The following is an 18,644-nucleotide window of genomic DNA, read 5'->3' as shown; positions in this document are numbered from 1 at the left end:
GAGCAGAGCCGAGGCCGCGAAAGGCCCTCCCGATACCGGTGGTATCGGAAGGGCCGACAGCGAAGCGAGCGGACACATGGATAGCGGCCGTCGGGATGCTCGAAACTCGCCCTAGGTGCGGGGTGGTCCGAACCGCTCCATCGGCTGTCCGGTGACCCTGGCGATGCATTCGAAATCGTTGTCGAGGTGCAGCAACGTCAGATCATTGAGTTCCGCAGTCGCGGCGATGAGCAGGTCCACCGGACTCGACCCGCGGTGTTCGCCGCGCCATAGGAGTTCGCGTTGCACTTCGCGAGCTCGACGGAACATGCGCTCGTCAGCGGAAACCCAGCCGAACAGGTCGAGGAAGATCTGCTCGATTTCCCGCCCATGCTCCTTGGACCTCGCCGTCCGCAGATATTCCAGTTCAACTGGGGAGCACAATGCGATGAGACCGGCCTCGGCGGCGCGGTCCCATCCGTGATTCTCTCCGTCTGCGAGAAGCAACCTCGTCAATACGCTCGTGTCGATGAGGAATCGAGCCGGGCTCATGGACGATAATTCTTCTTGTCCATGAGGAACTCCGAATCGATCGCCCCATCGGCGACCATCGCACGGAGCCTGGTCAGCGCCATCGCCCGGCGACGGGTCTCCAGGACCTCGCGCAGCGCGGTGTTGACGGTCTCCTTCTTGGTCGAGGTGCCGAGCGCTTTGCTCACTTCAGCGAGCAGGTCGTCGTCGAGGTCGATCATGGTGCGGGTCATTGCGCACCTCCTTTGGTGTATACCATGCCACCGAATGTACATACGAGTGTAGCCAGAGCCGTGGAGGACACGCCAGAGCGAGCAGCTTTTCTCGCGGTCAAGCGGTGAGCCGCCGGTGCCAGGCTTCCGCCGAGGCGTCCGTCAGGGACGCGACCTGGTCGATCGCGACGCGGACCTTCGCGGCGTCGTCGCCCGCGCGGTGCCAGGCCTCGGCGAACACGGGCTCCATGGCCTCCGGACCGCGGTCGCACAGCACGGACACCAGGTCCTGCAGGATCTCGCGCTGGCGCGTGTACCAGGACTCGTCGGTGCGCGGGCGCATCACGTAGCGCCAGGCGATGCCCTTGAGCAGGGCGCACTGGATCCGCTCGGTCTCGGGCACGACGAGGTCGGCGCCGTAGCGGCGCAGGCGCCCGTCGCCGAACCGCTCCTCGGTGGCCTTGGCGGCGGCGTTCACGAAGCGGCCCACCATGGTCGAGGTGAAGTTCTTCAGCGCCACCTGGGCGCCGAGCGAACCGTCGTAGTCGTGCAGGCTCTTCATGACCGGGTCGCGCAGGAGATCCTTCAGCGCCTCGCACAGCGCCGCGGCCGATTCGTCGGCGTAGCGGCCCCGCACCGCTTCGCAGACCGCGGCCTGCTCCTCCGCGTCGTCCATGAGCCGCGCGAGGTCGATATAGCCGCCGTACAGGCCGTCCTCGACGTCGTGGACCGAGTAGGCCACGTCGTCGGACCAGTCCATGACCTGGGCCTCCAGGCATTTCACGCCTTCGGGGGCGCCGTCGCGCATCCAGTCGAAGACCGTCCGGTCGTCCTCGTAGACGCCGAACTTCCGCTTCCCCACCGTCGCGCTCCACGGGTACTTGCACATCGCGTCGAGCGAGGCGCGGGTCAGGTTGAGGCCGACCGAGCGCCCCTCGGCGTCGAGGACCTTCGCTTCCAGACGGCTGACGACGCGCAGCGTCTGGGCGTTGCCTTCGAAGCCGCCGCACGGCCCGGCGACCTCGTGGAGCGCGTCCTCGCCGTTGTGCCCGAACGGGGGGTGGCCGAGGTCGTGGGCGAGCCCGGCGACGTCGACCACGTCGGCGTCGCAGCCGAGGGCCGAGCCCATCTCGCGGGAGATCTGCGCGACCTCGAGCGAGTGGGTGAGCCTGGTGCGCAGGAAGTCGTCGGTGCCGGCGGTGTGGACCTGGGTCTTGTCGGCGAGGCGGCGGAAGCCGGCCGAGTGCAGGATGCGGGCGCGGTCGCGCTGGAACGGGGTGCGGACCGAGTCGGGTTCCGCGACCAACCGCTCCTCGGCGGGCGCGTGCGCCTCGCGGGAATGCGGGACGGGATCGGTCACGCCATCGAGCCTAGCGCGACCGATCCCGTCGTTCAGCGGTTAATCCTTGAGGTAGAGGCGGACGACGCCGGTGCCGTCGCCGTCCTCGCTCCCGTGCGCCCAGGCGAGAGCCGAGAGCGGCTCGGCGCCCTCGAAGTCGTCCGGGTGAGCCTCTGCGGCGGCGGCCAGGTCGAACCAGACCGCGAGCGCGGTCGAACTCGGGGCGACGTCGGCGAAGTCGCTGAAGCGGTCGTCGTCCGAGAGCGGCTCCGAGGCGACTGCGGAGCCGGTGTACGAGAACTCGGAACCGTCCGCTTCGGCGCCTTCGGGAAGGGCTGCGTCGTCGGACCACTCGTCGATCATGTCTTCGAGTTCCTGCGCGCGGTCCTCGGCGAGGTGCGCCGAGAAGAACAGCGAGTCGGGGTCGACGTCCTGTTCGGCGTCGAAGTTCCCGGCGAAGGCGAGGCTGGATCCGGCGAGGAGGTCGGCGGCCTCGTTGATCTGGGCCTCGATCTCCGCGAAGTCGGGTCCGTAGTCGGTGTCATCGGGGTACCCGGCGGGTTCGTCCTCGGTGCCGTACGTCCAGTAGCGCTCGTCGAGTTCCATGTAGCGGGCCTCGTCCTCGACGCTGAGGGTGCCGCCGTAGTAGCCGTCCGAGAGTTCGAGGTACTCGGCGTATTCGGCGTCGGTCAGCGGCTCGGCCACGGCGGGCTCGGCGGCGGCCTCCTCGTCGCCGTAGAAGTCCTCGAAGAGCGTCGTCCATTCGTTCACGACATCGGGGAGGTTCTCGGGGACGTAGGCGGTGGCGGCGAAGTCGGAGGCGGGGAGGCCGCCCATGGAGGCCATGAGGTCCTCGGAGCCGGACCACGGGTCGTCCTGCCCGTTGAAGAGCCGGTAGTTCACTTCGAAGCCGTCGTCGAACGCGGAGAGGCCGAGGATCATCTGTCCTGAGTAGAAGTCCAGGAAGGCCTCCGCCTCGTCGTCGCCGGCGAGTTCCTCGAACTCGGCGACGGCGTCCATGTCGACCCAGTACGTGACGAGCTGGTCGCCGTCGAGCCAGGCGCGCGCGTCCTCATAGGACTGCGAGGCGGCGAGCGGCTCGGAGCCGGCCTCGCTCTCGGCGGCGTCGAGCGCGGCGGCGGCGCCGGTCTCGCCCACGACCATGAGGACGTGGTCGTCCTCGACGGTGTAGGCCATCTGGTCCTCTTCGGCCCCGGCGGCGGTGCGGATCGTGGCGAGGCCGTCCTCGGCGGCGTTCGCGTCGGTGCTGGCGAGGCTGATCACGGCGTACGGCTGGTCGTCGTGCTCCCACATGGCGAGGCCGTGGCGCGTGCCGAGCCAGGAGGAGAGGTCCTCTTCGGCGTCGACGCCTTCGAGGCCGGACTCCTCCAGGAGGTCGGCGAGCATGTCGTCGGTGGAGTCGTAGTCCAGGTCCTCGAACTTGCCGAGGTGGTCGAGGAGCTTGGGGGTCTGGTCGAAGGAGGGGTCGAGGTTGACCTCCATGTACATCGACGCGGAGGAGGGGAGGCTCTCGGCCGGGTCGGGTCCGCTGACCAGGATGAACTTGAAGAGGACGACCGCGCCGACGGCGGCGAGGAGGACCACGGAGAGGATCGCGGCGATCGCGATGTTGGGGCCGCGCCCGCGGCCGGCGGGCGGCATCGGGGACGGGACGTACGCGCCCGGCGGCAGGTACGGCGGCTGGCCGCCCGCGCCGGACGGGGAGCCCGGCTCCACATACGGCTGGGGCTCGTAGGCGCCCTGCGGGGGCGGCGGCTGGTACGCCTGGGGAGGCGGCTGCTGATGGTACTGCGGCGGCTGACCGGCGTCACCGGAGTACGGGGAGGAGTTGGCATCGCTCGACATCCTTTGACGCTACGGCGGCCGTGCAACAGCCGCATCCCGAGAAGGTGCCAATCGCGACGCCGTGGGGCCGGACGAGGCGATGCGGGAAAGTAGGGCGCGGTCTCGTGCGGGGGGCCGTTTCGGCCGATGCGGTCGCGTGGGCGGCGGTTTCGACCGGTCGGGATCGCGACCGGGTCTCGCCGGGCGGTCCCTCGTCCCGCGCCCGTCGCCGGGCGCGGCTCAGAACTCGTAGATCTGGCCGGGCCTGACGATCTCGACGGGTCCGGTGTAGGCGGCCCGGGCTTCGGCGAGCGTCTGCTCGCGCGAGTTCCACGGCTCGACCAGGTGGGTCAGGAGCAGGCGGGCGGCCCCGGACTTGGTGGCGTACTCGCCCGCTTCCTTGCCGGTGAGGTGCACGTCCTTCGGATTCTCGCGTCCCTCCAGGTAGGAGGCTTCGGCGAGCAGCAGGTCGCAATGCGTCGCGAGCGATTCCAGCGCCTGGCAGGGCCCGGAGTCGGAGGTGTAGGCCATCGAGGACCCGGCGTGCTCGACGCGGACGCCGTAGGTCTCCACCGGGTGGGCGACGCGGTCGACCGTGACGGTGAGCGGGCCGAGGTCGAACGTGCCGGACTTCAGCTCCTGGAAGTCGTAGACGTCGCGCATCGACGGGTGGCACAGCTCGCCCTGCCCGCCGTAGGCGGCGACGATGCGCTCGGCGACCCCGGTCGGGCCGTACAGCGGCAGCGGGTGCTTCGGCGCGTCGGCGGCGTAGCGGCGCATCACGGCGTAGGCGCACGCGTCGAAGAAGTGGTCGGCGTGCAGATGGGTGACGATGACCGCGTCGATCAGATGCGGGTCGAGGTGTTTCTGCAGTTCACCGAGCGATCCGGTGCCGAAGTCGATCAGCAGCCGGTACCCGCCCGCCTCGACCAGGTAGGCCGAGCAGGGGGTGTCGGGTGCCGGGAACGAACCGGCGCATCCGATAACCGTCAGTTTCATGGCAGATCACACCTTGTCCAGTACGGCCGCCGCAGCGTTCGGGAACAGGTTTCCGAGGAACCGCCGGGAGGTCCTGGTGAAGGCCTCCGGGTCGCCGGTCGCGAGGAAGCGGTGCTCGCCGGGTTCGGTGCGGGAGGTCAGGAGGTCGTGCTCGGTGAGCACGCGGTAGAGTTCGCGCGCGCTCTCGCTCGCGGAGTTCACCAGTGTCACGTCCTCTCCCATCACCAGTCCGATGAGGCCCGACAACAGCGGATAGTGGGTGCAGCCCAACACCACAGTGTCGACGTCGGACTGCTGTAGCGGCTCAAGGTACCCCTGGGCGAGCCCGAGGAGCTGTCGGCCGGTTGTCACACCGCGTTCCACGAAATCCACGAACGCCGGGCAGGCGACCGCGGTCACCTTGACGTTCGGGACGGCGTTGAAGGCGTCCGAGTACGCGCCCGAGGAGATCGTGGAGACCGTCCCGATGACCCCGACCCGGCCGGTGCGCGTCGTGGCGACCGCGCGGCGGACGGCGGGCCTGATGACCTCGACGACCGGGATGTCGTATCGCTCGCGGATGTCGGCCAGGCTGGCCGCCGCGGCGGAGTTGCAGGCGATCATCAGCGCTTTGACCTCCTGTTCGACCAAATGGTCGCAGACGTCGAGCGAGAACTCGCGGACCTCGGCGATGGACCGGGGACCGTATGGGACATGGGCGGTGTCGCCGACGTAGACGAGTCGTTCGGCGGGCAGCAGTTCGCTGATCGCCCTGGCGACGGTCAGGCCTCCGACACCGGAGTCGAAGATCCCGATGGGCGCGTCGTTCATGGGCTCCGAGCGTACGTCGAAACGGGCATGGAACGCCCCTGCTCGGCACGGGAATGTCGTCAAAATGACAGCGTGGCGATCGCCACAAGGACAGCGCTCGAACGGCTTTGCTGCCACTCCGCGGCGGGCCGGTCGCGCGGTCGTTCCGCAGTATCTCCTTGTGCGCCCGCCCAGGGCGGGAAGGACGTCCGGGCGCAGCTCGCAGGCTTGACTCGATCGCGCCGGGCCGGGTCGTACCGGTCCTCGCCGAGCCGGGGCTCAGGCGAGCCGCAGCATCAGGAAGGCGGCGAGGAGCGTGACCGAGGAGGCGGCCATGAACATCCAGGGCACGCCGCGGAAGCGGACCGTCGCGAAGGCCATCATCGCGAGCATCATGCCGACCACGCCGCAGGAGATGAACGCGGGCGTGAACCAGCCCGGGCTGTCGCCGAAGATCCGGAAGAGGCCGACGATGGCGGAGACGACGCCGGCGAGGACGAGCGCGAGCGCCCAGGTCGCGACGCCGGCGAGGCGGCGCAGCCGGACCCCGGGCGGCTCGGGCGCCGTGGACGCGCTGCTGTTGGCGGCGGCGGTGTCGACGACGCTGCTGAGCGAGGCGCCGTCGAGGTCCGGCGAGACGGCGTGCAGCGTGGAGCCGCCGTTGCGGCCGGCGCCGTAAGAAGCGGCGGCGGCCTGACCTGCGCTCCCGTTGGCGCCGGCAGCGGCGCCGGGACCTGCGTTCCCGTCGGATTTGACACGGCCGATCAAGGATGCCGGGCTGAAGCGCTTCGGGCTCGCTTTCGCTTGCGGCTCATCGACTTGCCATGCTTCGGTCTGCGGCGCCGCGCCCTGCCTGGGCAGGCTCTTGGCCTTGCCGAGCGCGAAGGTGCGGAGCTTGCCGGAACTCATGCGGCCAGGCTAGCAACCCGCTGAGGACGCCTCAGGAGCGCACCGCAGGAGTGCGGTGCACGTCGCCGAAGCGGGCAAACGACCGGGACGCTTGCCGGAGGCGTCCGACGCCCGGCGCCCACGGGCGGTCGGGCCCTGCGGGCGCCCTGGTGCGCGGGGTGCCGACGCTCGCCGCACCCGACCGCGGGGCGCCGACTCCTGCAGCCGCCTCGGGGCCAGGATCGCCTCGCTCGGCCGGGAGGGCTCCACGCAGACGACGAACGGCCGGCCGCGTTCGCGCGCGGCCCGGCCGTTCCCGTCTTCTTCTTACGTTCGCAAGCCCCGACCTGCTTAAGCCCAGACCTGGCCGTCCAGCGCGTTCGCCGCGTCGTCCAGGCCGTCGGAGTAGGCGCCCGTCGAGAGGTACTTCCAGCCGTTGTCGGCCACCAGCAGCGCGATGTCCGCGCTGCGTCCGGCCTTCGCGGCCTCCCGCGCCAGCACGAGCCCGGCGTGCAGCACCGCGCCCGTCGAGAGCCCCACGAACAGGCCCTCCTCGCTCAGGATCTCCCGTGTGCGCCGCAGCGCGTCCTCGGTCCCGACGCTCAAGCGCCGGTCGAGCACCTTCTCGTCGTACAGCTCCGGCACGAAGCCCTCGTCCAGGTTCCGCAGTCCGTACACCAGCTCGCCGTACCGCGGCTCGGCCGCCACGATCTGCACCTCCGGCACCCGCTCCCGCAGGTACCGGCCCACGCCCATGAGCGTCGCCGTGGTCCCGAGTCCGGCCACGAAATGCGTGATCTCCGGGAGGTCCAGCAGCAGCTCGGGGCCGGTGCCCTCGTAGTGGGCGGCGGCGTTGGCGGGGTTCGCGTACTGGTTGAGCATCACCCAGTCCGACCGCTCCTCGGCCATCGCCCGGGCCTTCGCGACCGCCGCGTTCGAACCGCCCGCCGCCGGCGAGAACACGATCTCCGCGCCGAACGCGGTCAGCAGCTGCCGCCGCTCCAGCGAGGTGTTCTCCGGCATGACCGCGACGAGCTTGTAGCCCTTGCGGCGGGCCAGCATCGCCACGGAGATGCCGGTGTTGCCCGAGGTCGGCTCCAGAATGGTCGCGCCCGGCTTCAGGAGGCCGTCCGCTTCGGCGGCCTCGATCATCTTGGCGGCCACCCGGTCCTTGACCGAGCCGGTCGGATTCGCGCCCTCGAGCTTGGCCCACAGCCGGACGTCCGGCGAGGGCGACAGCCGCGGCAGTCCGACCAGCGGCGTGTCGCCGACAGTCGCGGTGATGTCCTCGTAACGTGCCACGGCTTCCGTCCCTTCTGGGTTACATCCCGCCCGCGACCGCGGGCAGGATGGTGACCTGGTCGCCGTCGGACAGCTTGGCCTCGAGGCCGCCGATGAACCGCACGTCCTCGTCGTTGACGTAGACGTTCACGAAGCGGTGCAGCGAGCCCTCCTCGGTCACCACGCGGGCCTTGATGCCCTTGTGCTGGGCTTCGAGGCTGTCGAACAGCTCGGCGAGGGTCTCGCCCTCACCGGTGACGAGCTTCTGGTTGCCGGTGTGGCTGCGCAGGATGGTGGGGACGCGGACTTCAATGGACATGGTTTTCCCTTTACTACGTGGTGCAGCCCGCCGGGGGCGCTGGATCTGTCTGACGCGCAGCTGAAAAGCCGCATGACGAATACCGCTCGGGAGAGCGGCGGAAACTCAGGAACAGTCGTAGACCGTCGAGTCGGGGGTGTGGGCGAACTTGTAGCTCTGCACCGCCTCGGGCGCGCCGGTGACCTCGATGGGCTCCTCGGTGACGACCTCGTCGGCGATCCGGAAGGACCGCACCTCGGCGACCTCGGGGTCGCGGGTGGTCACGAGCACGTAGTGGGCGCCGGGCAGTCCCAGCTGCGAGGCGATCCCGGTGTCCGAACGCGAGGGATAGGCCTCGGTGTGGGTGTGCGAGTGGTAGGCCACGACGACTTCCTCGTCGTTGTCCCACATCTGGTCGTAGACCTGCTTCCACTCTTCCGCGTCGAACTCGTAGAAGGTGGTGGAGCGGGCAGCGTTGATCATCGGGATGTGCCTCTTCGGCTCTCCCGTGCCCTCGGGGCCCGCGATGAGGCCGCACGCCTCGTCGGGGTGGTCAGCCCGGGCGTGCGCGACCATCGCCTCGACCAGTTCATGCGCGATCCGCAACACGCAAGCAAGCGTACACGCGGCGTCGCCGGGCCAGAAACCCTCGCTCAGAGCGTGAGACAAGCCTCCCTACCTGCGACGGAGGGGAATAAAGAGACGGGTGTGAGCACCCCTCCCCCGCCCGGCCCGAGCGGGGGAGCGGGGCGGCGGCAGTCCGTTCTGGCCTGGAAGCCGGTCCTGAAGTGCATTACGCTCACCCGTATGTCCGTCACGCTCCCGCGCACGCCCCTGTACACCGACCACTACGAGTACACGATGCTCGAAGCGGCCCTCCGCGACGGCACCGCCCAGACGCCGTGCGTGTTCGAGGTGTTCGGGCGCCGCCTGCCCACCGGCCGCCGCTACGGCGTGGTCGCCGGGATCGGCCGCCTCAGCGAGGCCATCGAGCGCTTCCGCTTCGACGAGTCCGACCTCTACGACCTCACCTCCCGCAAGGTCATCAAGGAGTCCACGGCCGAATGGCTGGCCGACTACCGCTTCGGCGGCGACATCGACGTCTACGCCGAGGGCGAGCTGTACTTCCCCGGGTCCCCGATCGTCACCATCACCGGCACGTTCGCCGAGTGCGTGCTGCTGGAGACGCTGACGCTCTCGATCCTCAACCACGACAGCGCGGTCGCGGGCGCCGCCGCCCGCATGGTCACGGCCGCGCGCGGCCGTCCGATCCTGGAGATGGGGTCCCGGCGCACGCACGAGGCCGCGGCCATCGCGTCCTCCCGCGCCGCGTACCTGGCCGGGTTCGCGGCCACCTCCAACCTGGAGGCCGGCCGCCGGTTCGGCGTGCCGACCTCGGGCACGAGCGCGCACGCGTTCACGCTCCTCCACAAGTCCGAGCTGGCCGCCTTCCAGGCGCAGGTCGACGCGTTCGGCACCGACACGACCCTCCTGGTGGACACCTACGACATCACGCAGGGCATCCGCAACGCCATCGAGGCGGCCGGTCCGCGGTTGCGGGCCATCCGCATCGACTCGGGCGACCTGGACGTGATGGCGACCGGGGCCCGGGAGCTGCTCGACGAGCTGGGCGCGCACGACACCAAGATCGTCGTCTCGGGCGACCTCGACGAGTTCTCGATCGCGGCGCTGGCGGCGGCCCCTGTGGACATCTACGGGGCGGGCACGGCCGTGGTGGTCGGCTCGGGCGCGCCGACCGCGCAACTGGTGTACAAGCTGGTCGAAGTGGAGGGACGCCCGGTCGCGAAGCGCTCGGAGCACAAGAGCACCAACGGGGGCCGCAAGGTCGCGGTGCGCCGGCACAAGCCGACGGGCACCGCGGTCGAGGAGGTCGTGGTGTCGCAGGGCGAGCCGGAGTCGCTGCCGGGCGACAAGCGGCTCCAGGTGCCGCTCTTCCGCGGCGGCGTGCTCGTGGACCAGCCGACGCTGGAGGAGTCGCGCGAACTGCTGCGCCAGCGCCTCATCTCGATTCCCTGGGAGGGTTTGAAGCTCTCCCCCGGCGATCCGGCGATTCCGGTGATCCAGAAGCACGGCGGCGAGTAGTCCCCTTCTGCCGCAGGCGGTTCACCGCCGGGGGCCTCGTCCGGTCGCGTTCGGGTCCGCCGCACGGTCCGTTTGGTTCCTTTTGTCCCCCATGGCGGTCGACGCGCAGTCGGGTAGCTGTCACGCGGTGGCCTGGGCATCCGGGATACGATGCGGATGCCCCTGTTCGCGTTCCCTCCTCGTCCGTGACCTCGTAGTACCTGCGATCCTCCCCGAAAGGAACCGCCCCAATGGTGTTCAGCAAGCTCAAGGCCATGCTCGGTAGTGGCATCCAAGTCGACACGCTCTTGCACGAGAAGCACGTCGTGCCCGGCGGGGTCCTCAAGGGCGAGGTGCGCATCTCCGGCGCCGAAGTGGACGCCGCCGTGGAGAGCGTCGAGATCGAGTTCACCGCCCTGGTCGAGGACGACAGCAAGGGCGAGGACACGCCCGGCGTGGTGCACGACTACTTCCGCTCGGAGATCTCCGGGAAGTTCGACCTGACGAAGGGCACGGCCCACCCGATCCCGTTCGAGGTCCAGGTGCCCTGGGAGACGCCGTTCAACTACGTCGAGGGCCGCCCGATGGTGGGCGGCATGAAGCTCGGCGTCTCGACGCACCTGTCGCTGGACCAGGCCCTGGACAAGGGCGACCTGGACTGGCTGACCGTGGAGGCGCTGCCGGTGCACAAGGCGGTCTGGGAAGCACTGGAGGCCTTGGGCTTCGCGTTCCAGGAGACCGACCTGGAGGCGGGCACGATCCAGGGCGCGACCGTGCCGTTCTACCAGGAGGTCGAGTTCTGGGCGACCGAGGGCGAGTTCCACGGGCGCGTCAAGGAGCTCGAGGTCGTCTTCGTGGTCGGCGAGGCGAACACGGACGTGGTGCTGGCGGCCGACAACTCGGCCGAGCTGCTGGCCCCGGACCTGAACTCGACGATCCGGTTCACGCTGCCGACGGCCGAGCCGGGCGACGTGACCGAGACCGTGAAGACCCAGCTGACGCAGCTGCTGGCCCAGAAGGACGCTTAACCCCCCGATCCTGCCGGGCCCTCCTCCGACAGGATGCGATGAGAACGCACGTCAGGGCGGTTCCGCGAAGCGACGCGGACCGCCCTTCGGCGTCCCTGGAGAAAAAACCGGGACCCGGGCTTGCATCCTTCTACGTATACGTATATTCTCTACGTATACCGAGGACGGCCCCTGGAAGGAGGTTAAGATGCCGATATGCCCAACAAGACGATCTACGTCGCCGACAAGGACCTGCCGCTCTACTCACGGGCCCAGGAACTCGCGGGCGGCAACCTCTCCAAGGCGATCTCGACGGCGCTCAAGCACTACGTCGACGCCGAGGAGGGACGGCTGGAGGGCTACGAGGAGATCACCGTCCCCGTCGGCCCGGGCACCGGCCGCAAGCGCCGGCGTCAGCGCTTCATCGGCGTGAAGCTCGGCGAATGGATCCGCTCGGACGAGATCAAGGCCGAGTTCTACCGCGTGTACCGCTCGCGGTCGGGCAAGTTCGTGATCCACACCGAGAAGACGCCGGACTACCTCCACGCGGCCAGCGTGACCGGCTGGAGGAAGCACCTCGGCCTGGGCGAGCAGACCTACGTGACGACGACCGGCGAGGCCAGCCTCGAAGTGGTCGAGACGCTCGAAGAGCTCAAGGCCAAGATCCCGAGCGAGCTGTACGACCTGGTCGCGGCCACCGCCGAAGCGCCGCCGGTCCAGGACCTCGACATCTAGACCCGTAGGCCGCTCGGCCCCGACACCACCGCACCGCAAGCACTCCCGGCCCCGAGCCGGTGATCGACCGCGCCCGCCGAACGGCCGATCGCGCCACTGACACCGACCGCGCCGCCGAGCGGACCGCGTTCTGAACCGCGATTCGCTCCCGAGCGGCACGCGCACCCGACCGCGACCGCCGCAGGGCGGATCGCACGGCGAACCGCGACCGCCGAGCGGCCGCGCGCACCTTCGAACCGACCATGACGACGGGCGGACCCCTGCTCGCTGTCTGTCCACAATGCACAGAATATGCGAGGTGAAACCGTGTTCGACCTGGGACTCGTGCTCACGCTCTACCCGCCGCCGCGCTCCCTGACAGCCGCGCCGCGAACGCGTCAGGCCGGTGTCAGCGCCGTGTCAGCCGCCCCGGCCACAGTACTCACATGCCCGGCGAGGTCCACCGAACCGACCGAGCCGCCGAACGACACCCACCGCCAAGACCCGAAAGACGAGGCATCATGACCACCACCAAGCCCCTGGCGATCGAGGCCCGGAACCTCACCAAGTCCTACGGCGACAAGGTCGTGCTCGCCGGCATCGACATCGCCGTCCCCGAGGGCACCGTCTACTCCCTCCTCGGCCCCAACGGCGCCGGCAAGACCACCACCGTCCAGATCCTCTCGACGCTCATCCAGGCCGGCGGCGGCGAGGCGTTCGTCGGCGGTCACCACGTGACCCGCGACGCCGACGAGGTGCGCAGCGCCATCGGCGTCACCGGCCAGTTCGCCGCGGTCGACACGCTGCTCACCGGCCGCGAGAACCTGCAGCTCATGGGCCGCCTGCACCACCTGGGCAAGCAGGAGACCAAGCGCCGCACCGAGGAGCTCCTGGAGCGCTTCGACCTCGTGGACGCCGCCAAGCAGACCCCGGCCACCTACTCGGGCGGCATGAAGCGCCGCCTCGACATCGCCATGTGCCTCATGGGGAACCCGCGGATCATCTTCCTGGACGAGCCGACCACCGGCCTCGACCCGCGCTCGCGCCGCACCATGTGGGCGATCATCCGCGAGCTCGTCAAGGGCGGAACCACGATCTTCCTGACCACGCAGTACCTGGAGGAGGCCGACGAGCTGGCCGACCGGATCGCCGTCCTCGACGGCGGGAAGCTCGTCGCCGAGGGCACGCCCGAGCAGCTCAAGCGCATGATCCCGGGCGGGCACATCAGCCTCCGGCTGCACCGCGCCGACCAGGTGGAGCGCGCCGCGCAGGTCCTGGCCGCCAGTGGCAGCGACATCGACCAGCTCACCGTGCAGGTCCCGTCGGACGGCTCGGTCGACTCGCTCCGCAAGGTCCTCGACACCCTCGACCGCGAAGGCGTCGAGGTGGAGGAGCTGACCATCCACACCCCCGACCTCGACGACGTCTTCCTGTCCCTCACCGGCCAGACGACGACCGCCGCTTAACTCGAACGCCCGCAACGACTTCCAAGGAGAAAGCTCGATGAGCACCCTCGGCTACGCCCTGACCGACACGTCCACCATGCTCCGCCGCCAGCTCAAGCACATGCAGCGCTATCCGTCCCTGACGGTCATGCTCATCGGCATGCCGGTGGTCTTCCTGCTCCTGTTCGTCTTCGTCTTCGGCGGGACCCTCGGCGACGGCCTCGGCGGCATGACCGGCGGCCGCGACGCCTACCTCGCCTACGTGACGCCCGGAATGCTGATGATCACTATCGCCGGCGTGGTGCAGGGCACCGCGATCGGTGTGGCCATGGACATGACCCAGGGCATCATCGACCGCTTCCGCACCATGTCGATCGCACGGGTCTCGGTCCTCACCGGCCACGTGCTCGGCTCGATGATCCAGTCGTTCCTCGGGATCGCCGTCGTCCTCGGCGTCGCGGTGGCCCTCGGCTTCCGCCCCGAAGCGGACGCCCTCGACTGGCTCGGCCTGGTCGGCGTCATAGCCCTGATCTCGTTCGGCCTGATCTGGCTCACCGTCGCGCTCGGCATCACCGCGAAGAGCGTCGAGAGCGCCTCGAACTCGCCGATGTTCCTGATGATCCTGCCGTTCCTCGGCTCGGCCTTCGTGCCCACCGACTCGATGCCCACGGCGCTGCAGTACTTCGCCGACTACCAGCCCTTCACCCCGTTCATCGAGGTGACTCGGAGCCTGCTGGCCGGCACCGCCGTCGAAGGCAAGGACCTGGCGCTGACCGTCGCCTGGTCGCTGGCCCTGGCCCTGCTCGGCTACGTCGTCGCGAAGAAGAACTTCAACAAGCGCTGAGCGCCGCTGTCGCAACCAGGGGACACCCGGAGGCGGGCCGCAGCTGCGGCCCGCCTTTCGCCTTGTCGCTCAAAGCGATCGGGGACGCGGGAACCGCGCGATGTCGGGGTCCTTGGCCGCCCAGTTCGGGTACGACTTGAGCAGGTGCTCGGCCTTGGCCTTGAGATACGGCCAGGCCTCGGGCTTCAGGTCGGCGGCGGTGGCCGTCCAGCGCAGGAACGGGACGAACAGCTCCCGCACCGCCTCCACGACCGGGTCGTCCGGCTCGTACTTGGCGGGCATGTACCGCTCCAGGAACACGAACGCGCGGGTGGGGCTGATCTTCGGGCCGTTGAAGCCGTGGAACCAGCACAGCTCCCGGATCGCCTCGAAATGCGCGGCCTCCAGCTCGAACTGGCCGAGCAGGTGGTTGACGAAGCCGGAGGCGAAGAGCGAGAGCTCCTCCTCGGTCGGCTGCCGGACCTCCTCGGCGTCGATCTGCGGGAACAGCCGCATCCGGCTCTTCCACAGCTCCCGGAGCATGAGGAACCGGGGCGCGAGCAGCGTCGGGTCGCCCTCGACGCAGAACAGGTCCCAGTCCTCGATGGAGCGCTGCGTGCCGGGGATCAACTCGGCCGGGTCGGCCTCCACCGGCATGAAGAGCCGGTCGGGGAACTTCGCGTTGCGGACGCGGTGCAGTTCGAGCATCCGCTCGATGTCGTCCGTGGCGTCGCAGTCCACGACCATGTCGAAGTGGTACTCCGAGTAGTCCACTGTGTAAGAGAGTGCGTGGTCCCCGCTGGGGGCGTGGAAGGAGCAGAAGAACGTCAGCTGGTCCCCGTAGACGTCGCCGGCCTTCCAGCACTGATCGATCTTCAGCTCCTCGCCGTACCAGGACGGCGGGTCGACGCCTTGCGCGCTCAGACGCTCAACGGCTTTCGTCGCCGCCCGGCGCCCGCCGGGCGCGTCGGCGAGCTCGGTCATGGCCGCGAGCATCGCGGCCGAGAACCGGTCGCCCTTGTTCAGGTAGTACTGGACGAAGACCATCTCCAGCTCCGGGAGGGAGACGCCCTGGACCTCCGGGATGCTGGAGCGGGTCCACATGTTCCCCAGGAACCCGGAGCAGGAGGTCTCGACCGCCAAGCGGTTCTCGGGGTCCGGGTGCTCGTCTTCGGGGTAGCCGTCGAGGATCTTGAACCATTCCTCGCGGTGCTCCTCGATGTGGGCCATTGCCATCGCCTCGTTTCGGCAGGAGACCAAGGCGCCGAGTATCGCAGCCGGAACGGCGCGTAGTCAACCGCCAACGGAGTGAGACCCGAGGCGGAAGTGCCTGGCGGGAGCGGTCGGAGAGCATCGCAGGCGCAGCGAGCGCGCGGAACGATTATCGGCGTGCGGAGCGTCACAGGACGATGAATCCGTATGGCCACGGTCGTCGATACAGGTGCGAGCGCCCGATCCTCGACGAGGATCGGGCCGACGACCGAATCACCTGCTACCAGCGAAGGAACGACATGGCGACGCGACCGAAGGGCCCGACCTCGTACTTCCCGTCCATCGAGAAGACCTACGGGCGCCCGATCGCCGACTGGATGAGCGACCTGGAGGCGAGCGACGCCACCGGGCACAAGGCGCTCGTGGACTGGCTCAAGACGGAACACGGCCTCGGACACGGCCACGCGAACGCCTTGGTCGCCTACCACCTCAACCCGGGCAAGTGGCCGGAGTACGTCAGCGGCGAGTGAAGCGGGCGCGGACCGTCTCGCGGCGGCCCGGTCGCTATGGGACCGAACGAAAGCGGCGCGGGGGCTCCGTGCCGCGGGCGGCGAGCGCACCCATGGTCTGCCCGATCTCCTCTCAGCTGACCGCAGTCGCCACCCCTTCGGAGGGAGCCCTGCGCGCCCTCAGTCGATGCGCTCGCCGCCGCGATCCGGACCGCAATCGACCACAGCCGCGTCCTCATCGCCCGCCTGGCCGCGAGTCGTGAACGGACCGCCGAGTTCCAAGGCGAACTCGGCGCGCTCGGTCTCGATGCGAAATCATCCCCATTACGCCTCGCCTTCCCACACCCGATCGGGTTGCCTGCGGACTCCGCAACGGTCGAGATTCGGGACAGGCTTGAGATGGGAAAGCCGTTCCCACGAAAAGCCTTCTCTGGAAGACCTCGGCCGACCGACCTACCGTCGTGCCATGACCAGTGAAACCAGCACCACCACGAGCGCCACCGCGAACCTCGGCCGCTTCACCGTCAACCGGATCGGCTACGGCGCGATGCAACTCGCCGGCCCCAACGTGTTCGGACCGCCCGCCGACCCTGAGAACGCCAAGGCCGTCCTGCGTCACGCCGTCGACTCCGGCGTCGACCACATCGACACCGCGCAGATCTACGGCCCCGACGTCGTCAACGACCTGATCCGCGAAGCGCTCCACCCCTACCCCGAGGGCCTGGTCCTCGCCACCAAGGTCGGCGGAGCCCGCGACGAACGCGGCGCCTGGCTGCCCGCCGGAGATCCGGCGGACCTCAAGCGCCAGGTCGAGGAGAACCTTCGCTCGCTGCAGGTCGAACGGCTCGACCTGGTGAACCTGCGCCGCTTCGAACGCGACCACCCCGATGTCGCCGAGCCCGCCCTCGAAGACCAGCTCGCGGCGCTGAACGAACTCCGCGACGAAGGAAAGATCGACATGATCGGCATCTCGAACGCGGGCCTCGCCGGCGTGCGGACCGCGATCGCCGCCGGGGCGGTCGGCGTCCAGAACGCCTTCAGCATCCTCGACCGCGCCGACGACGACATCGTGGAACTGTGCCGGGAACACGGCATCGCGTTCGTGCCGTTCTTCCCGCTCGGCTCGGCGTTCGGCGGTGGCGGCCCGAACCGCCTGGCGGCCGACGAGCACGTGAACGCGGTCGGCCGGAAGCACGACGCCACCGCCTCCCAGGTCGCGCTGGCCTGGCTGCTCGCCCGTTACGAGCGCATGCTGCTCATCCCCGGGACCGCCTCGATCGCGCACCTCGACGAGAACCTGGCGGTCGGCCGCATCACGCTCGACGCCGAGGATCTGGCCCGGCTCGACGAGGTCGAACCGTTCACGCCCGCAGCCTGATCCCGCTCTCGACGCGACGCCGCCCGGCCGCGCTCCGGCCGGGCGGCGCTCATTCCGACCGGTTCGCCCTGGCGCGCAATGCTTCGAGCTTCTCCGCGTCGGGCGTCCCGGGCAGGGCCGAGCAGACGATGAGCCTGACGTTGGAACCGACGACCATGAGCGCGTCGCAGTCGATGACCAGGTCGCCGACGTGTGAATTGTGGACGGTCTTGGCCATGCTCAGGTGCGGGGCCGCGCGGCCCTCGTCCCAGAGCTCGGCGAAGCGGGGGCTCTTGGCTCGCACCGTGGTGACGAGGGACTGAAAGGTCGGGTCGTCGCCGAGTTCGGTCGCCGAGAGCCGCAGGTCGGCCACCAGCGCCCGTTCGAACGTCTCGTCTCCCCCTGCGGGCGTGGCGATCTGCGAGGAGATCTCGTCGACGAAGGTTCGCACGACCAGGTTCTCGCCGATCGCCTCGGCCGGCGAGGGGAGGTCGAAGAGGTAGCACAGCAGCGGGTTCGCGTGCAGCAGTGTCCAGTCCGCGGTGAAGACCGCGAGGGGATGGTCCGACATCCGTGCGACGAGCCGCTGCGCGGCGGGCGGCACGCGGTCGTCGATGGTGGTCGAACCTGGAGGCAGGTGGTTCGCGGCGCGGAAGAGCAGCTCGGTCTCGCTGCCCGACAAGCGCAGCGCGCGGGCGAGCGCGGAAACGACCTGCGCCGAGGGCGTCCGGAACCGCCCTTGTTCGAGCCTGACGACGTAATCGGTGCTCACCCCCGCGAGCGAGGCGAGCTCTTCGCGGCGGAGCCCTTTCGCCCTGCGCCGGACGCCCCCGGCGATACCGACCTCCTGAGGGTCGATCCGCTCACGCCAGGTACGGAGCAGGCTGCCGAGCGTCTGGATCTCAGAGGGCATGGGTCGATGGTAGTCCCGGACGGCCTCGGTCGGCTCACCGCTGAGCGGCTCAGGGGCAGTCCCAGGAACCACGCCCAGTGGCGCGACCCGGTGATGGCGGCCACCAGAGACCTCATCGAACGACTGCCGCCCCTGCTTCCGAACGTGCGGGAAGCCGAGTTCATCGCAAGGTCGGCTCGGGCCGGGGAACCGGGACTCGCGCTCGGGGAGCTCGGGGCAGTGCTGACTGACGAACGGGCATCACTCTCGTCTGCCGACCGTGACCAGTTGCGAGTGCTGTTTGATCGCTACGGTGAGCCGACCGAGGACGTCGACCGCCTGAACATCGCCGGACCCAGCGATCGGCAGACGCAGGCATGGCCCCGCCTCCGATGCTCGAGCAGCGGACGACCACGAACTGACGGCGCTCAGGACCTGTCGG

The 18,644-nt window shown here is 69.4% G+C and carries 19 protein-coding genes; 7 read left to right on the top strand and 12 right to left on the bottom strand.

Annotated features, from left to right (window positions below; translation table 11 throughout):
* Positions 1-111 precede the first annotated feature (111 nt).
* The 10 genes from K3N28_RS07525 to K3N28_RS07480 all read right to left on the bottom strand — a co-directional run bounded on the left by K3N28_RS07525 (position 112) and on the right by K3N28_RS07480 (position 8,770).
* Positions 112-531 carry a PIN domain nuclease gene (locus K3N28_RS07525; protein WP_228091868.1) on the bottom strand — a complete coding sequence of 140 codons (420 nt, stop codon included), beginning with the start codon at positions 529-531 and terminating at the stop codon, positions 112-114.
* The gene (locus K3N28_RS07520; RefSeq protein ID WP_228091867.1) at positions 528-743 is read right to left on the bottom strand and encodes a type II toxin-antitoxin system VapB family antitoxin; all 216 of its coding nucleotides are present in this window, start codon (positions 741-743) and stop codon (positions 528-530) included. The genes K3N28_RS07525 and K3N28_RS07520 overlap by 4 nt, the downstream gene beginning before the upstream one ends.
* Before the next feature lie 97 nt (positions 744-840).
* The gene (locus K3N28_RS07515; RefSeq protein ID WP_228091866.1) at positions 841-2,082 is read right to left on the bottom strand and encodes a deoxyguanosinetriphosphate triphosphohydrolase; all 1,242 of its coding nucleotides are present in this window, start codon (positions 2,080-2,082) and stop codon (positions 841-843) included.
* 39 nt (positions 2,083-2,121) lie between these two features.
* Positions 2,122-3,927 carry a hypothetical protein gene (locus K3N28_RS07510; protein ID WP_228091957.1) on the bottom strand — a complete coding sequence of 602 codons (1,806 nt, stop codon included), beginning with the start codon at positions 3,925-3,927 and terminating at the stop codon, positions 2,122-2,124.
* Positions 3,928-4,146: 219 nt separating this feature from the next.
* Positions 4,147-4,905: an MBL fold metallo-hydrolase gene (locus K3N28_RS07505; RefSeq protein WP_228091865.1), complete on the bottom strand. Its 759-nt coding sequence runs from the start codon at positions 4,903-4,905 to the stop codon at positions 4,147-4,149.
* A gap of 6 nt (positions 4,906-4,911) precedes the next feature.
* Positions 4,912-5,715, bottom strand: a complete 804-nt coding sequence (gene murI, locus K3N28_RS07500) for a glutamate racemase (RefSeq protein WP_228091864.1) — start codon at positions 5,713-5,715, stop codon at positions 4,912-4,914.
* Between the two features lie 258 nt (positions 5,716-5,973).
* A complete protein-coding gene (locus tag K3N28_RS07495; protein WP_228091863.1) occupies positions 5,974-6,603 on the bottom strand; it encodes a hypothetical protein in 630 nt (209 codons plus the stop codon).
* A gap of 330 nt (positions 6,604-6,933) precedes the next feature.
* Positions 6,934-7,884 (bottom strand): PLP-dependent cysteine synthase family protein, encoded by a 951-nt coding sequence (locus K3N28_RS07490; protein WP_228091862.1) that lies wholly within the window; start codon positions 7,882-7,884, stop codon positions 6,934-6,936.
* 19 nt (positions 7,885-7,903) lie between these two features.
* On the bottom strand, positions 7,904-8,182 hold the full coding sequence (locus K3N28_RS07485) for a ubiquitin-like small modifier protein 1 (RefSeq protein WP_228091861.1): 279 nt from the start codon (positions 8,180-8,182) through the stop codon (positions 7,904-7,906).
* 105 nt (positions 8,183-8,287) lie between these two features.
* Entirely contained in the window at positions 8,288-8,770 is a 483-nt protein-coding gene (locus tag K3N28_RS07480) for a Mov34/MPN/PAD-1 family protein (protein WP_255640262.1), read from the bottom strand.
* A 198-nt stretch (positions 8,771-8,968) separates the two neighbouring features.
* On the opposite strand from K3N28_RS07480, the gene K3N28_RS07475 reads away from it, so the two are divergent.
* The 5 genes from K3N28_RS07475 to K3N28_RS07455 all read left to right on the top strand — a co-directional run bounded on the left by K3N28_RS07475 (position 8,969) and on the right by K3N28_RS07455 (position 14,253).
* Positions 8,969-10,264: a nicotinate phosphoribosyltransferase gene (locus tag K3N28_RS07475; RefSeq protein WP_228091860.1), complete on the top strand. Its 1,296-nt coding sequence runs from the start codon at positions 8,969-8,971 to the stop codon at positions 10,262-10,264.
* A 230-nt stretch (positions 10,265-10,494) separates the two neighbouring features.
* Positions 10,495-11,271 carry a sporulation protein gene (locus tag K3N28_RS07470; protein WP_228091859.1) on the top strand — a complete coding sequence of 259 codons (777 nt, stop codon included), beginning with the start codon at positions 10,495-10,497 and terminating at the stop codon, positions 11,269-11,271.
* Between the two features lie 195 nt (positions 11,272-11,466).
* Entirely contained in the window at positions 11,467-11,985 is a 519-nt protein-coding gene (locus K3N28_RS07465; protein WP_228091858.1) for an EXLDI protein, read from the top strand.
* 500 nt (positions 11,986-12,485) lie between these two features.
* Entirely contained in the window at positions 12,486-13,430 is a 945-nt protein-coding gene (locus K3N28_RS07460) for an ATP-binding cassette domain-containing protein (protein WP_228091857.1), read from the top strand.
* Positions 13,431-13,467: 37 nt separating this feature from the next.
* The gene (locus K3N28_RS07455) at positions 13,468-14,253 is read left to right on the top strand and encodes an ABC transporter permease (protein ID WP_228091856.1); all 786 of its coding nucleotides are present in this window, start codon (positions 13,468-13,470) and stop codon (positions 14,251-14,253) included.
* Positions 14,254-14,322: 69 nt separating this feature from the next.
* Here K3N28_RS07455 and K3N28_RS07450 read toward each other — a convergent pair whose 3' ends face one another.
* Entirely contained in the window at positions 14,323-15,462 is a 1,140-nt protein-coding gene (locus tag K3N28_RS07450) for a hypothetical protein (RefSeq protein WP_228091855.1), read from the bottom strand.
* A gap of 281 nt (positions 15,463-15,743) precedes the next feature.
* Between K3N28_RS07450 and K3N28_RS07445 the strand changes: the two genes are divergently transcribed.
* Positions 15,744-15,974, top strand: coding sequence for a DUF4287 domain-containing protein (locus K3N28_RS07445; RefSeq protein WP_228091854.1), 231 nt, complete (start codon positions 15,744-15,746; stop codon positions 15,972-15,974).
* A 445-nt stretch (positions 15,975-16,419) separates the two neighbouring features.
* Entirely contained in the window at positions 16,420-17,331 is a 912-nt protein-coding gene (locus tag K3N28_RS07440) for an oxidoreductase (RefSeq protein WP_228091853.1), read from the top strand.
* Between the two features lie 49 nt (positions 17,332-17,380).
* On the opposite strand, the gene K3N28_RS07435 is transcribed toward K3N28_RS07440, so the two are convergent.
* Positions 17,381-18,223, bottom strand: coding sequence for a helix-turn-helix domain-containing protein (locus K3N28_RS07435; RefSeq protein ID WP_228091852.1), 843 nt, complete (start codon positions 18,221-18,223; stop codon positions 17,381-17,383).
* Between the last annotated feature and the right edge of the window lie 421 nt (positions 18,224-18,644).

This window comes from Glycomyces sp. TRM65418, from assembly GCF_019710475.1.
GTDB lineage: Bacteria > Actinomycetota > Actinomycetes > Mycobacteriales > Micromonosporaceae > Glycomyces.
Note: the sequence above shows the minus strand (reverse complement) of the source record. Positions and strands in the feature narration are given on the sequence as shown.